Source organism: Nocardiopsis coralli (assembly GCF_014892575.1).
Classification (GTDB): domain Bacteria; phylum Actinomycetota; class Actinomycetes; order Streptosporangiales; family Streptosporangiaceae; genus Nocardiopsis; species Nocardiopsis coralli.
The window spans coordinates 25,901-40,005 of record NZ_JADBGI010000021.1; the positions used below are offsets into that span (position 1 = coordinate 25,901).

Below are 14,105 nucleotides of genomic sequence, written 5' to 3' on the forward strand. Positions count from 1 at the left end.
GTGTTCAGGCGGGGGTGACGGGGGAGTGCAGGCCCGCGCCGGAGACGCCGTTCTCCAGTCCGAGCCAGGCCGCCATGTCGGCGAGCTGCGCGTGCAACTGGGGCAGGGCCTCCTCGCCCGCGTCGGGCTCGAGGGTGATGCGGTGGGCCAGCAGCATCCCCGCGCGGCGGTCGGCCTTGAGGTCGACGCGGGCCACGAGGTCCTCGCCGAGCAGGAACGGCAGCACGTAGTACCCGTGCACACGTTCGGGCGCGGGCACGTAGATCTCCAGCCGGTACCGGAACCCGAAGAGCTCCTCGGCCCGGCCGCGGCTCCACACCAGCGGGTCGAAGGGGCTCAGCAGCGCGCGGGCGTCGACCGAGCGCGGCACCCGGGCGTCGCGGTGCAGGTACGCAGGGCGGTCCCACCTCTGCACCGAGACCGGCACGAGCTCGCCGGAGTCCACGAGGTCGGCCACGGCCGGGCGGGACAGGCCCGGGCGCAGCCGGAAGTAGTCGCGCAGGCACGGCTCGGTCGCGACCCCGTGGGCACGCGCGGCGATCGCGACGAGCTCGCGCGCGGAGTCCTCCGGCCCCAGCTGCGGGGCGTTCAGGTGCTCGGCCGGCAGCACCCGTTCGGTGAGGTCGTAGCGGCGCTCGAACTGCGCGTTGCGGCCGTCGGTCATCACGTCGCCCACCAGGAACGCGCGCTCCAGGGCCTTCTTGACCTCGGACCAGTTCCACCCCCAGTGCTCCTTGGAACGGGGTGCGTCGTGGGCCAGCGCCGCCTCGACCTCGCGCGCGGTGGCCGGGCCGATCCGCTCGAGTTCGGACATCACCGTGCCGACCAGCTCCGGGTCCTGCGGTCCCATGCTGGGCGCGCGGTCCCGGTGGGCGTCCATGCCGTAGCGCAGCAGCTGTCGGGTGGCGGGCGGCACCAGGCTGGCCTCGTGCGCCCACGTCTCGACCAGGCGGGCCCGGCCGGAGCCCGCGGCGGTGGTCGAGGCCCGGTCCAGCAACGCCGGGTCGTAGGAACCCATACGCGCGAACACCGGCAGGTACTGGCTACGGGTCAGGACGTTCACGCTGTCGATCTGCAGGAGCCCGGTGCGGCGCACCACCCGGCCCAGATGGGCGAGGGTCGGTGTCCCCTTCGGGCGCGGGTCGGTGAGCCCTTGCGCGGCGATGGAGACCCGGCGGGCCTGGGACAGGGAGAGCACGGAGTCGCGGCGGGGGTGTCGGTCGGCCATGCCGCAACGGTAACGGTGGCCGCCGACAGTCCCCGCCGGGCGCGGTCGGCGCGGGTCAGGCGCTGCCCATCCGCCGGTGCAGGTTCTCCTCCAACGAGGGCCCCGGCTCGGAACCGCCGATGAGCGGGCCCGGCAGCGACGGGTCGGCCACACCCTCCTCCAACCACGTGTAGGAGTCGCCGAGCACCCTCCGGGAGAGCTTGCCGTCGACGTCGTCGGTGTTGGACCACAGCCCTTCGAAGAGCGTGGCGATCCGCAGGCGCGCCTGGCGGCAGAAGACGTCGGCGAGTTCGAAGGGACCGGAGCCGCGCTCGGGGTGGTGGTCGACGTCGTGTCGGGCGCGCACCACGACCGCGCTCATCGCGAAGAGCTCCGCGCCGATGTCGACGAGCCGGGCGAGGAAGGCCTGCTTGGTCTCCATCTTCCCCTGCCAGACCGACATCCCGTAGAACGTCGACCGGGCCAGCTTGCGGCTGGTGCGCTCCACGTACCGCAGGTGTTGGGCCAGGGGACCGAACTCCACGAACGCCGACGGCACCTGCCCCTGACCGACCGCGAGCGTGGGCAGCCACTTCGCGTAGAAGCCGGTCGCCCGGGCCACCGCGCGTGCCTTGTCGGAGTTCTCGGCGTCGGGGTCGATGATGTCGCCGGCCACCGACAGGTGCGCGTCCACGGCCTCGCGTGCGATGAGCAGGTGCATGATCTCCGTGGCGCCCTCGAAGATCCGGTTGATGCGCAGGTCCCGCAGCATCTGTTCGGCCGGGACGCCCCGCTCGCCGCGTGCGGACAGGGACTCGGCGGTCTCGTACCCGCGCCCGCCCCGGATCTGCACGAGTTCGTCGGCGATGGTCCACGCGTGCTCGGAGGCCCACAGTTTGGCGATGGCCGCCTCGATGCGGATGTCGTTGCGGCCCTCGTCGGCCATCTGTCCGGCCAGCTCGAGCATCGCCTCCATCGCGTAGGTCGTCGCGGCGATGTAGGAGATCTTCTTGGCGACCTCCTCGTGTTTCCCGACGGGCCGGCCCCACTGCACCCGCTCGCGCGACCACTCGCGTGCGACCTTGGTCGCCCACTTCCCCGCGCCCACACACATGGCGGGCAGGGACAGGCGGCCGGTGTTGAGCGTGGACAGGGCGATGCGCAGGCCGTGCCCCTCCTTGCCGAGCCGGTTCTCGGCCGGGACCCGCACCTGGTGCATCCGGGTGAGGCCGTTCTCGATCCCGCGCAGGCCCATGAAGCGGTTGCGGCGTTCCACGGTGATGCCGGGGCTGTCACCCTCCACCACGAACGCGCTCACCCCGCCGCGGTGCCCGGGGCCCTCGGGCACCCGCGCCATCACCACGAGCAGGTCGGCGACCACACCGTTGGTCGTCCACAGCTTCACACCGTCCAGGAGGTAGGCGGAGCCGTCCTCGGTGGGCGTGGCGGTCGCGTGCAGGCGGGCCGGGTCGCTGCCGACGTCCGGTTCGGTGAGCAGGAACGCGGTGATGTCGCCCCCGGCGCAGCGCGGCAGGAACGCCCGCTTCTGCTCCTCGGTGCCGAACATCTTCACCGGCTGCGGAACCCCGATGGACTGGTGCGCCGACAGCAGCGCCCCGATCGCCGGGCACACCGACCCGATGAGCGTCAGGGCCCGGTTGTAGTACACCTGGCTCAGCCCGAGGCCGCCGTACTCGGTCGGGATCTTCAGCCCGAAGGCCCCGATGCGGCGAAGGCCGTCGATGACCTCGTCGGGGATGCGTTCCTCGCGTTCGATGCGGGCGGCGTCGATGCTGCCGCAGAAGGACCGCAGCTCCTCCATGAACGCCTCGCCGCGCTGCCGGCCCTCCTCCTCGGGCTGTGGGAAGGGGTGGACCAGGTCGAGCCGGAGACGGCCCAGGTACAGCTCCTTGCCGAAGCTCGGCAGTTCCCACGTGCTCTCGCGGGCCTGCTCGGCGACGGCCCGCGCCTGTTTCTCGTCGACCTCGGGTCCGTGGGCGGTGGTGCTGTGCTCGGCCATGGCGCTCACCTCGTCGGGAGAAGGGGTGTGTGCTGCGTCACATTCCCTACCCTCCGGTGTCCCGCCCGACGCTCGCCACCGCCCACGCCTCGGGAATCGGTGCCCGAACGGCCTCCGGGACCTGCGGGTTTCACGCTCGGTGTCCGCACGCCCGGATTCTCCGGAAAAAACCTTTGACCCGATGCGAACCCCACCGGGCACCGGGCCGTCCAACCACATGCGACACACACCCCGAGCGCATGCCGGCGTCGCGACGCCCCGGTGCGGAGGACGGCCGCACCGGGGCGCATGCACTTCCCCACGTGTCCCCACGTGCCAGGACGAACCACGGTGGCGACCGCGTGCTCTAGCCTTTTCCCTGTGCGTATCGCGACATGGAATGTGAACAGTGCCAGGGCCCGGGCCGACCGCATCGGCGCCTGGCTCGACCGGAGCGACGTCGACGTCCTCGCCGTCCAGGAGACCAAGGCCCGGGACCACCAGTTCCCCGAGTCCGTCTTCACCGACCGCGGCTACGAGGTGGCCCACCACGGCCTCTCCCAGTGGAACGGGGTCGCGATCGCCTCCCGCGTCGGGCTCGAGGACGTGCAGATCGGCTTCCCGGGTCAGCCCGGCTACGGCGACCCCGAGGAGGCCGAGGCCCGCGCCATCGGTGCCACCTGCAACGGCGTGCAGGTGTGGAGCCTCTACGTGCCCAACGGCCGCGAGATCGACCACCCCCACTACTCCTACAAACTGCGGTGGCTGCAGGCCCTGCGCGAGGCCGGCACCGCGCGCCTGGCCGAGGACCCCGACGCCCAGGTCGCCTACGTCGGCGACTTCAACATCGCCCCGCAGGACGACGACGTGTGGGACATGGAGGCCTTCGAGGGGCTCACCCACGTCACCCCGCCCGAGCGCGCCGCCTTCGCAGAACTGGTCGAGGCCGGCTTCTCCGACGTCGTGCGCCCCCACACCCCCGGGCCCGGTGTCTACACCTACTGGGACTACAAGGGCCTGTCCTTCCCCAAGCGCAAGGGCATGCGCATCGACTTCGTCCTGGCCTCACCCGCGCTCCGCGCCCGGGTCAGCGGCGCCGGCATCGACCGGGAGGAACGCAAGGGCAAGGGCGCCTCCGACCACGCCCCCGTCATCGTCGGGCTGGACGGCGCGAGCGGCGAGCCCGCCGAGAAGCCGAAGGAGGCCGGCAAGTGAGCACCCCGCGCATCGCTGTCCTGGGCAGCATCAACATGGACCTGGTCGCCTACACCGAGCAGGTGCCCGCCTCCGGTGAGACCGTCACCGGGACCGACTTCCGCCAGGTGCCCGGCGGCAAGGGCGCCAACCAGGCCGTCGCCGCGGCGCGCGCCGGGGCGGACACGTCGTTCCTGGGCGCGGTCGGCGACGACACCTTCGGCACGCTCCTGCGCCGGGGCCTGGACGAGTCCGGGATCGACGTGCGCGGGCTGCGCACCGTCCCCGGCGTCTCGGGCGTCGCGCACATCGTCGTCGACGGCTCGGGCGCCAACTCCATCATCGTCGTGCCGGGCGCCAACGGCACCGTGGAGGGCGCGAGCGGGGCCGACGCGGATCTGATCCGGGGTGCCGACGCGCTCCTGCTGCAGTTGGAGCTGCCGATGCCTGCGGTCGTCTCCGCCGCGCGTACCGGCCGTGAGCTGGGCGTTCCGGTGCATCTGACACCCGCGCCCGCGCGCGAGCTGCCGACGGAGCTGCTGGAGAACGTGGACGTGCTGGTGCCCAACGAGCACGAGGCCGCCGCGATCACCGGGGAGAGCGACCCGGACAAGGCGCTCGCGGCGCTGCTGGAGCTGGTGCCGGAGGTGCTCATCACCCTCGGGTCGGAGGGTTCGCTGTACGGGGCGCGCGGGGCCGAGCCCGTGCGGGTTCCGGCGCGCCCGGTCACGGCGGTGGACACCACGGCCGCCGGCGACACGTTCTGCGGTTCCTTCGCGGTCGCCCGCGCGGAGGGTCGTTCCCCCGGGGAGGCGATGCGGTTCGCCGCCGCCGCGGCATCGCTGTCGGTGCAGCGCCACGGGGCGAGCTCGTCGATGGCCGGGCGGGACGAGGTCGAGGCCCTGCTGCAGGGCTGACCAGCGTGATCGAGGGCCGGCCCCCGCGGCCGGCCCTCTGCCGCGCCCGAGGTCCTAATCGATGTGGCCGACCTCGCGCAGGAAGTCCGTGGGGTCGGTGTCCTGCAGGCGCACCTCGAGGACCACGTCGACGGTGTCGCCGACCAGGCGCCCGCCCCAGGACAGCGGTCCGCCGTCGTCGACACCGAAGTCCGACAGCGAGATCTGGGTGTTGGCCGAGAAGAAGTGCCCGTAGATGTCGTCCGGGCTGGACAGGTCGGGTGCCTCGCCGACCCACTGCGCGGGCATCGACACCGGCCTGGTGGTGCCGTGCACGGTCAGCTCGCCGTGCAGGGTGAAGGCGTTCTCCTTGCGGCGGTTGGGCACGAGCGCGGTGGAGCGGAAGTGCAGCTCCGGGTAGGTGTCGCTGTCCAGGAAGTCCGACGAGCGCAGGTGCGCGTCGCGGGCGGCCACGCCGGTGTTGACGCTGGAGGTCTCCACGGTCACCTCGACGGTGGACCCCGCCGGGTCCTCGGCGACCTCCACGGTGCCGCGGGCCTGGCCGAAGGTGCCCTGAACCCGGCCGAAGCTGAGGTAGCGGGCCACGAAGATCAGGCTGGAGTGCAGCGGGTCGAGGTGCCAGGTACCCGGTGTGGGCCCGACGCGTTCGGTCGTGGGCGACATGGACAAGACTCCCGTATGTCTGGATTGCGGGGTTTGTCCACACGATAGGTCGCCATCGCAAGCTGCGGGAGGCCTCCGGCGCTGAGCAGGGCGAGAGATTCGACTCGCTCTCGCAGGCCAGGGGCGTGCCAGGAACCGGGTTCCAGAAAAGCGGAAGGCCCCCGGACCGCGGTCCGAGGGCCTTCGCGCACGGGGCTCACATGTGCTCGGGCGACTCCACACCGAGCAGGTCCAGGCCCTGCACCAGCACCTGCAGCGCCACCGCGACCAGCGTCAGGCGCGACTCGCGCTCGGCCTCGCTGTCGGCGGTCAGTACCGGGCAGTGCTCGTAGAACGCCGTCAGGGACTGCGCCAGCTCGAACAGGTAGGTGGAGAGCCGGTGCGGCTGCAGCAGGTCGCCGACCTGGGCCACCACCGGGCCGAAGCCCAGCAGCTTCAGCGCCAGGGCCCGCTCGGCGTCCGCGGCGACGGTGATCTGCCCGCGGGCCTGCTCCGGGTCCACCCCGCCCTTGCGGAAGATGGAACGGATCCGGGCCTGCGCGTACTGCAGGTAGGGGCCGGTGTTGCCGGTCAGCGCCAGCATCCGGTCGAAGTCGAAGGTGTACTCGGTGTCGTGCGCCACCGACAGGTCGGCGTACTTGACCGCGCCGATGCCGACCTTGCGGGCGATCTCCGCGCGGTCCTCCTCGCCCAGGTCGGGGCGGGTCTCGGCGACGACCGCGGCCGCACGCTCGACCGCCTCGTCCAGCAGCTGCACCAGGCGCACCGGCGCACCGCTGCGGGTGCGCAGGATCTTGCCGTCGCTGCCGAGCACGTTGCCGATCTGCACGTGTGTCGTCTCGACGTCCTCCGGCAGCCACCCGGCCTCGCGGGCGGTCGCCCAGACCATCTTGAAGTGCATGGCCTGCGGGGCGCCGACCACGTACAGGATGCGGTCGGCCTTGAGGGTGTCCACCCGGTACCGGACGGTCGCCAGGTCGGTGGTGGCGTAGCCGTAACCGCCGTCGCTCTTGCGCACGATCAGCGGCACCGGCTTGTCCTCGCGGCCGGTGAAGCCCTCCAGGAACACACACAGGGCGCCGTCGCTCATCGTGGCGATGCCCTGGGACTCGAGGTCGTCGCACACCGCGTCGAGCATGTCGTTGTAGGTGCTCTCGCCGGCCAGGTCGTCGTCGGTGAGGGTGACGCCGAGCTTGCCGTAGACCTTGTTGAAGTAGTCCTTGGAGAACCCGACGAGCTTGCGCCACAGGCGCAGGGTCTCCTCGTCGCCGCTCTGCAGCTGCACCACACGCCCGCGCGCCCGGGCGGCGAAGTCGTCGGCCTCGGGGCCCGACTCGTCGAACTTGGTGCGGGCCGCCTGGTAGAAGGCGTTGGGGTCGGTGGTCAGCAGCTTGGCCTGGTCGGAGTCCTCGCCCACCTCGAGCAGGTGCTCGATGAGCATGCCGAAGGGGGTGCCCCAGTCGCCGATGTGGTTCTGGCGGATGACGTTGTGGCCCAGGAACTCCAGGGTGCGGGCCAGGGAGTCGCCGACCACGGTCGTTCGCAGGTGCCCGACGTGCATCTCCTTGGCCACGTTGGGCGCGGAGTAGTCGAGCGGGATGTTCTTGGGGGCCTGCTCGGGCACGCCCAAGCGGGCGTCGTCGAGCAGGGCCTGCGCCTGCGCGGCGATCCAGTCCTCGCGCAGGGTCAGGTTGATGAAGCCGGGCCCGCTGACCTCGACCTCGCGGCACACGTCGGAGACGTCGAGGTGCTCCATGATCGCCGCGGACACCTCACGCGGCTTTCGGCCCAGACGCTTGGCGAGCGCGAGCGCGGCGTTCGCCTGGTAGTCGGCGAACTGGGACGGACGGATGACGGGGTCGGTGTCGGCGAACTCGGGGCCGAAGGCGGCGCCGAGCGCGGACTGGACCCGTCGCGAGAGTACTTCCTGCGGGTCGGCCATGCCTTCCAGAGTACCGACCGGACGGTGCCTTCCCGACGGGTGTGGGGCGGACCACAGCGCAGGTCGGGGGGCCCGGGGGAGCGGCCGTCAGGGGTCAGCGCTCCTCGTGCTGTCCGAACCGGTTGAACCAGTGCCCCTGCCGGTGGGGCACCCGCCGCCGCACCTGTTCGTCCATGCGCCCGGACGCCAGGTCGTGGGCGAGGCGGCAGGCGTGCGCGACGCCGGTGTCCCCGCTGGCCCCGTGTGCGATGACCACGGTCCCGTTGAGGCCGAGCAGGGCGGCGCCGCCGTAGGTCTCGCTGTCCAGGCGGCCGCGCAGTTCGCGCAGGGACCGGCGTTGGAGGAGCGCTGCGGCCTTGGCGAGCCGGGTCGAGGTGAGGGCCTCCTGCACCGCCGACATCGCGAAGGACGCCGTGCCCTCGACCGTCTTCAGCGCGACGTTGCCGGTGTGGCCGTCGGCGACCACGACGTCGACCGCGCGGGTGAGCAGGTCGTGGCCCTCGATGTTGCCGTGGAAGTCGAGGGTCCCGGCCTCACCGGCGGCGGTGAGCAGCTCCCCGGCCTTGCGGGTGAGCTTGTTGCCCTTGCCGGGTTCGCTCCCGATGCTCAGCAGCCCGGTGGTCGGCCGCTGCACCCCGAACGCCGTGCGGGCGTAGGCGCTGCCCAGGTGCGCGAACTGCACGAGCATCTCGGGTTTGGCGTCGGCGTTGGCCCCCGCGTCGACGAGGATCGTGGGCTGTTCCCCGGTGGGCAGGGGCACGGCGAGCGCTGGGCGCATGACACCCGTCAGGGTCCGCAGGCGCACGGTCGAGGTGGCCACGACCCCGCCGGTGGACCCGGCCGAGACCAGGGCGTGGGCGTCGCCGCGGCGGATCAGGTGGCAGGCGACGGCGACGCTGGAACGCGGGCGGCGCCAGCTGGCCAGGGCGCCCTCGTGCATCTCCAGCTCGTCCTCGGCGTGCACGACGGGGATCTCGCGGAGGGCGTCGTGTTCGGCGAGCAGGGACGCGACCACGGTGCGGCGGCCCACGAGCAGGACCCGCAACCCGAGCTCGCGCACCGCCCTGACGGCGCCGTGCACGATCGCCTCGGGTCCGTGGTCGCCGCCCATGGCGTCCACGGCGATGACCGGCGGGGCGCCGCCCCGGCCGGTGGGCTCTGGTTCGGGTGTGCCGCTCGTCGTGCCGCTCAACGGGGTCTGTCCTCCACGGGTCGGTGTGCGTCTCCGGCGCCGCGCAGAAACGGTATCGGGCGTGGGAGAGCAGTGGCGCGAGTGGCTCCGGGGCACCGGCGTGCCCCCTGTGTTGGGCCTTCTGCGAGGATACTTCCGGTATGTCCAGTTAGAAGCTCCGTTTACGTGCGAATGGGTACAAAGCCTCTAGCTCGGGTATGCCCGCCCGTTGGTTGCCGGGAGATGAAGAACCCCGGGGCCACGTGACAACGGAATGAACCGCCACCGGTGGTCCGCGCGGCCCGTACCTCGCAGGACCACCGGATCTGGGCTGCCCGGGTGACCTTCGCCGGGTGGCCCGGCCTACGCGATCAGGAGAGGAGAGGCGTGAGCGTTACGCCTGACGCGGCACAGTCCCCGTCCGCCGGACGTCGGTTTCGTGCCTACACGACGAAACACCTCGACGAGCTCACGGCGCGAGCCGGCCTCGCAGCAGACGAGCGGCTCGCGGTGCGGGCGGTGGCCACAGTGCTGCCGTTCCGGGTCAACAGCTACGTCGTCGACGAGCTGATCGACTGGGATGCCGCGCCCGACGATCCGATCTACAAGCTCGTCTTCCCGCAGGCCGACATGCTGCCGCAGGAGGACGTGTCCCGGATCGCCGATCTGCTGAGCGCCGGGGCCGACCGCAAGGAGCTCAACCAGGCCGCCAACCAGGTCCGTGCGACGCTGAACCCGCACCCGGCGGGGCAGATGGACCTCAACGTGCCGACCACGGGGAACGAGGAGCCGATCCCCGGGATCCAGCACAAGTACAACGAGACGGTGCTCTTCTTCCCGAAGCAGGGGCAGACGTGCCACGCGTACTGCACCTACTGCTTCCGCTGGGCACAGTTCGTGGGCGACGCGGACCTGAAGTTCGCCTCCAGCGAGATCGACCAGATGGTCGAGTACGTGCGCTCGCACCCCGAGGTCACCAGTGTGCTCTTCACCGGTGGCGACCCGATGATCATGGGTGAGGGTGTGATCTCCAAGTACATCGAACCGCTGCTGGAGATCGAGCACCTGGAGGCCATCCGCATCGGGACCAAGGCGCTGGGGTACTGGCCGCAGCGCTTCGTCACCGACCCCGACGCCGACGACACCCTGCGCCTGTTCGAGAAGGTCGTGGAGTCCGGCAAGAACCTCGCGTTCATGGCCCACTTCTCGCACCCGAACGAGATGGCCCCGGCGCTGGTGCAGGAGGCGGTGCGCCGCGTCCGCAACACCGGCGCGGTCATCCGCACGCAGGCGCCGATGATCCGCACGATCAACGACGACGCAGCCACGTGGGAGAGCATGTGGCGCACGCACCTGCGCCACGGCATGGTGCCGTACTACATGTTCGTCGAGCGCGACACCGGACCGCAGGACTACTTCGCGGTACCGCTCGCCGAGGCCTACGACATCTTCCGTACCGCCTACCAGAACGTCTCGGGCCTGGCCCGGACGGTGCGCGGTCCCTCGATGTCGGCCACGCCCGGCAAGGTGTGCATCGACGGGGTCACCGAGATCGCCGGCGAGAAGGTGTTCGTGCTGCACTTCATCCAGGCGCGCGACCCCGAGCTGGTGGGCCGGCCCTTCTTCGCCAAGTACGACGAGAAGGCCGCCTGGCTGTTCGACCTCAAGCCCGCCCTGGGCGCCACCCACTTCCCGTGGGAGGTGCCGCCGGAGGGCGGGGGATCCAACGGGCTGATCGACCCGACCCGCCTCTAGGCGCGGTGGCGTCCCCGGGGAGACCCGGGGCGCCGTGGAGACAGCGGAGCCCGGCACCCTTCGGGGCGCCGGGCTCCGTCGTGTGTCCGGCCGAGGACGGATCTGGCCCGCTCCGCGGCCGTGGGCGGGCCGCGGGGGCCATCGGCGGACACCTTCTTCCGGTGGTGGTTCGGGGGTCGCGGGGCGGCCGGGGGTCAGGTCAGCAGCGCGTCGAAGTCGCCGGTCTTGGCGCCGCGCACGAAGGCCTTGATCTCGTCGGGTGTGTAGACCAGCGCCGGTCCTTGGGGATCACGGGAGTTGCGGACGGCGATGTCACCGCCTGGAAGGGTCGCGACCTCAACGCAGTTCCCGTCGGGGTTGCTCCAACTGCTCTTGGTCCAGACGACCATCGGCAGACTGTCCGCGGGAACGCCGTTGTTGATCTGCATCTCAACCTCCTGGAACATCGGTGGACTGGTGAGCGGGGTGTCCACACGCGGCAGGGATCCCGCCGCGCCCGTCGTTCGGTCACCGGGATCGACCCGGGAGGCCACCGGAGCCCTGGGGGCACGGGGCACACCCGGTCGGGGACCACGGCGTTCGGCACAGCGTAGTCGATGCACGTGCATCCGTGATTACGTCTGTAAGCACACACACGTGGACCCCGGGTGATGCGGTTGCGGATCCCCATGTCACAGCCGACGCACACGGGGCGTGGCCGGTGCCCGGTTCCAGGATTGTTTCCCACCCGTGGCCGAAGGCGGACATTCCGGAGACTTCGCGTCGGCCGAGGGTGTTCGTGGTCGTACCGAGGGTGACGGCCTTCGGCGCGACGTCACCCTGAGTGATGGTCGCGGGCGCGGGCGGGGGGGAGATGCACAGAGCCCCGGGAGCGGGCCGGGCCGTGCGGGGGAGCGGGGCCGGAGGCGGGCGCCTCAGTCGGAGTAGCGCTCCAGGAACGGCCGGAGGATCTCCTCGGTGCGGTCGGGCGTCGGAGCCTGCGTGGCCAGGTGGTCCATCGTCTGCGCGTACCGGTGGGTGTCCTCGTACTTGTCGAAGTAGAGCGCGCTGCTCAGCTGCTCGAGGTAGACCACGTCCGGCAGTTGCGGCGTGGGGAAACGCAGGATGCTGAACGGGCCGCCGGCCGCCGGGTGCCCGCCGATGTCGAAGGTGGCGATCTGCACCGTGACGTTGGGGCGGCGGTTCATCTCGACCAGGTGCTCGATCTGCCCGCGCATCGTCTCCCGGTCGCCGTAGGGGCGGTGCAGCACACCCTCGTCGATCACCGCCCACAGGCGTGGCGCCTCTGGCTCGTGCAGGCGCATCTGCCTGTGCATGCGCATGTCCACGCGGCTGGTGACGTCCTCCTCCGAGCGGGTGGTGCTCGACAGGTTGATCACCGCACGCGCGTAGTCCTGGGTCTGCAGCAGGCCCGGGACGAACTGCACCTCGAAGGTGCGGATCATCGACGCGGCCTCCTCCAGGCCCACGTACACACCGAACCACTGGGGGAGCACGTCGCCGTACTTGTGCCACCAGCCCTGCGCGTTCGCGCTGGAGATGAGCCCGAGGAGCGCCTCGCGCTGCTCGGGGTCGTCGACCCCGTACAGCTGCAGCAGGTCGTCGACGTCACGACGCTTGAAACTCACCTGGCCGAGCTCCATCCTGCTGATCTTGGCGTGCGAGGCGCGGATCGCGTAGCCGGCGTCGTGGCGGGAAATTCCCTTGTCCTGGCGCAAACGTCGCAGCTGCGTGCCCAGAAGAATGCGCAGCACGGTCGGGCCGCCGCTGGAATTGGCGAGAAAATCCTCGGTGACCTGCAAATCCTGTGCTTGGTCGGTGATCACGACGCCCTCCTGTGGCGGCTTCTGAGCGAGCGATCGCCCAGTATAACGATGAGTTTCCATTGTGGACAGAGCTTCCGGGATGCCGCTTAGGCGGGCTGTGCCCTGTTCTGTTGCGGGTGTCATTGCCGGTGCGGTGCGCGAATTCTCGGTCCCGGGCCTACCAATAGGTGTAGTTCGTCCTATAGTCTTGCCCGGACATCATGCTGCACGTGCAGACGTGTCTTACAGATGTAAGGCACGCACCCCCGTCAGAGCAGGCCGAGCGACCCGACATCACATCGTGAGGAACGTGATGAACGCAGAGCTGATGCCTTCGGAGACCGGTCCCGAGGCATCCCCGAGCCGCCCCTCCCCGGTGAGGGACCCCGACAGCCGCCTGTCCGGCTGGTGGGACCCGCCCTCCGGCCGACTCGGTATCGGCGGCACCTCGCGCACACCCGAACTCGCCGCGCGCTCCCTCGACTCCACCGCCCGCTCGGTCGGCCACGCACGTGAGTTCGCCGCCGACGCCGCCCGCGGATGGGGCTTGGCCGGCCTGGAGGAGGACCTGCGCCTGGTCGTCTCCGAACTCGTCGGCAACGCCTGCCGCCACGCCGTCCCCGAAGGCGCGGACCCCGCGCGTTCCCCCGTCCTGGTGCAGCTGCGCCGGGTCGGGGCGGACTCCGTGGTGTGCATGGTCGCCGACGACGCGGACACCGCCCCCCAACAGGTCGACGCCCACCAGTTCGCCGAATGCGGCCGGGGCCTCGGCCTCGTCGCGGCCTTCGGTGCCGAGTGGGGCTGGAGTCCGATCAACGGCGGCGGCAAGGTCGTCTGGGTGCTCTGCACGGACGCCCGCGAGGCCTGAGAACCGCTCCCCGTCTCCGATCCCGCCGCGTACAGGGCCGATCGTCCTCCACAGGTGTGCCCGGTGGACCGGGATGTGTCGGCCGGGCCGAGTAGGCTGGCCAATCATGTCGGCATTTGACCGATCGCGTCCCGACAGTGGATTCCTGTGCTCGACCCGGGAGTGAGGCGTGACCGTGCTGGACACGGAGCAGGAGCAGTTCGCCTGCGACGGCATCTCCGTCGTGGGCCTCGAAGGCGAGATCGACATCGCCACCGCGCGCGACGTGCACGCGCGCCTGGCCGAACGGGCCGCCCACGGTTGTGTGGTGGCCGACCTGGCCGGCGTGGCCTTCATCGACGCCTCCGGGATCAACGCGCTGGTCGGAGCCATGCGTGACGCCGCCCGCGAGGGCAGACACCTGCTCCTGGCCGCCCCGCCCCGGCAGCTCTCCCGCATCCTCGACGTGCTGACCCTGCACTCCGTGCTGCCCACGTACCCCACCGCAGGGGCCGCTCTCGCCGCGCACACCCGTGCGGCGCACGCGTCCGGGCGCGTGCCCCCGCAGGCGGTCTGACCCGCGGCCACCGGGGCCCGGGCTCCGT

12 protein-coding genes are annotated in these 14,105 nt (G+C 71.2%); 5 read left to right on the forward strand and 7 right to left on the reverse strand.

Annotation, left to right across the window (positions count from 1 at the left end; genetic code table 11):
- Positions 1-4 precede the first annotated feature (4 nt).
- Positions 5-1,228 (reverse strand): winged helix-turn-helix domain-containing protein, encoded by a 1,224-nt coding sequence (locus IDM40_RS20900; RefSeq protein WP_193123732.1) that lies wholly within the window; start codon positions 1,226-1,228, stop codon positions 5-7.
- Between the two features lie 55 nt (positions 1,229-1,283).
- On the reverse strand, positions 1,284-3,227 hold the full coding sequence (locus tag IDM40_RS20905) for an acyl-CoA dehydrogenase family protein (RefSeq protein ID WP_193123733.1): 1,944 nt from the start codon (positions 3,225-3,227) through the stop codon (positions 1,284-1,286).
- 360 nt (positions 3,228-3,587) lie between these two features.
- Here IDM40_RS20905 and IDM40_RS20910 point away from each other — a divergent pair, with 360 nt between their 5' ends.
- Both IDM40_RS20910 and rbsK read left to right on the forward strand, forming a co-directional pair.
- Complete coding sequence (locus tag IDM40_RS20910) at positions 3,588-4,421, forward strand: exodeoxyribonuclease III (RefSeq protein WP_193123734.1); 834 nt, start codon at positions 3,588-3,590, stop codon at positions 4,419-4,421.
- On the forward strand, positions 4,418-5,317 hold the full coding sequence (rbsK, locus tag IDM40_RS20915) for a ribokinase (RefSeq protein ID WP_193123735.1): 900 nt from the start codon (positions 4,418-4,420) through the stop codon (positions 5,315-5,317). Before IDM40_RS20910 ends, rbsK begins: the two co-directional genes overlap by 4 nt.
- A 54-nt stretch (positions 5,318-5,371) precedes the next feature.
- Here rbsK and IDM40_RS20920 read toward each other — a convergent pair whose 3' ends face one another.
- The 3 genes from IDM40_RS20920 to plsX form a co-directional block, all read right to left on the reverse strand.
- Positions 5,372-5,980 (reverse strand): YceI family protein, encoded by a 609-nt coding sequence (locus IDM40_RS20920; protein ID WP_193123736.1) that lies wholly within the window; start codon positions 5,978-5,980, stop codon positions 5,372-5,374.
- Between the two features lie 196 nt (positions 5,981-6,176).
- Positions 6,177-7,922, reverse strand: a complete 1,746-nt coding sequence (gene argS / locus IDM40_RS20925) for an arginine--tRNA ligase (RefSeq protein ID WP_193123737.1) — start codon at positions 7,920-7,922, stop codon at positions 6,177-6,179.
- Between the two features lie 94 nt (positions 7,923-8,016).
- Entirely contained in the window at positions 8,017-9,114 is a 1,098-nt protein-coding gene (gene plsX, locus IDM40_RS20930) for a phosphate acyltransferase PlsX (protein WP_193123738.1), read from the reverse strand.
- A gap of 489 nt (positions 9,115-9,603) precedes the next feature.
- On the opposite strand from plsX, the gene IDM40_RS20935 reads away from it, so the two are divergent.
- Positions 9,604-10,848 carry a KamA family radical SAM protein gene (locus IDM40_RS20935; RefSeq protein ID WP_328807085.1) on the forward strand — a complete coding sequence of 415 codons (1,245 nt, stop codon included), beginning with the start codon at positions 9,604-9,606 and terminating at the stop codon, positions 10,846-10,848.
- A 194-nt stretch (positions 10,849-11,042) separates the two neighbouring features.
- Here the strand turns inward: IDM40_RS20935 and IDM40_RS20940 are convergent, their stop codons facing one another.
- Together IDM40_RS20940 and IDM40_RS20945 are read right to left on the reverse strand one after the other, a co-directional pair.
- Positions 11,043-11,294 (reverse strand): DUF397 domain-containing protein, encoded by a 252-nt coding sequence (locus tag IDM40_RS20940; protein WP_235997800.1) that lies wholly within the window; start codon positions 11,292-11,294, stop codon positions 11,043-11,045.
- 468 nt (positions 11,295-11,762) lie between these two features.
- Positions 11,763-12,650: a helix-turn-helix domain-containing protein gene (locus IDM40_RS20945; protein ID WP_216631111.1), complete on the reverse strand. Its 888-nt coding sequence runs from the start codon at positions 12,648-12,650 to the stop codon at positions 11,763-11,765.
- 316 nt (positions 12,651-12,966) lie between these two features.
- Here IDM40_RS20945 and IDM40_RS20950 point away from each other — a divergent pair, with 316 nt between their 5' ends.
- A complete protein-coding gene (locus IDM40_RS20950; protein WP_193123741.1) occupies positions 12,967-13,521 on the forward strand; it encodes an ATP-binding protein in 555 nt (184 codons plus the stop codon).
- 169 nt (positions 13,522-13,690) lie between these two features.
- Positions 13,691-14,077, forward strand: a complete 387-nt coding sequence (locus IDM40_RS20955; RefSeq protein WP_193123742.1) for an STAS domain-containing protein — start codon at positions 13,691-13,693, stop codon at positions 14,075-14,077.
- The last annotated feature ends 28 nt before the right edge of the window (positions 14,078-14,105 follow it).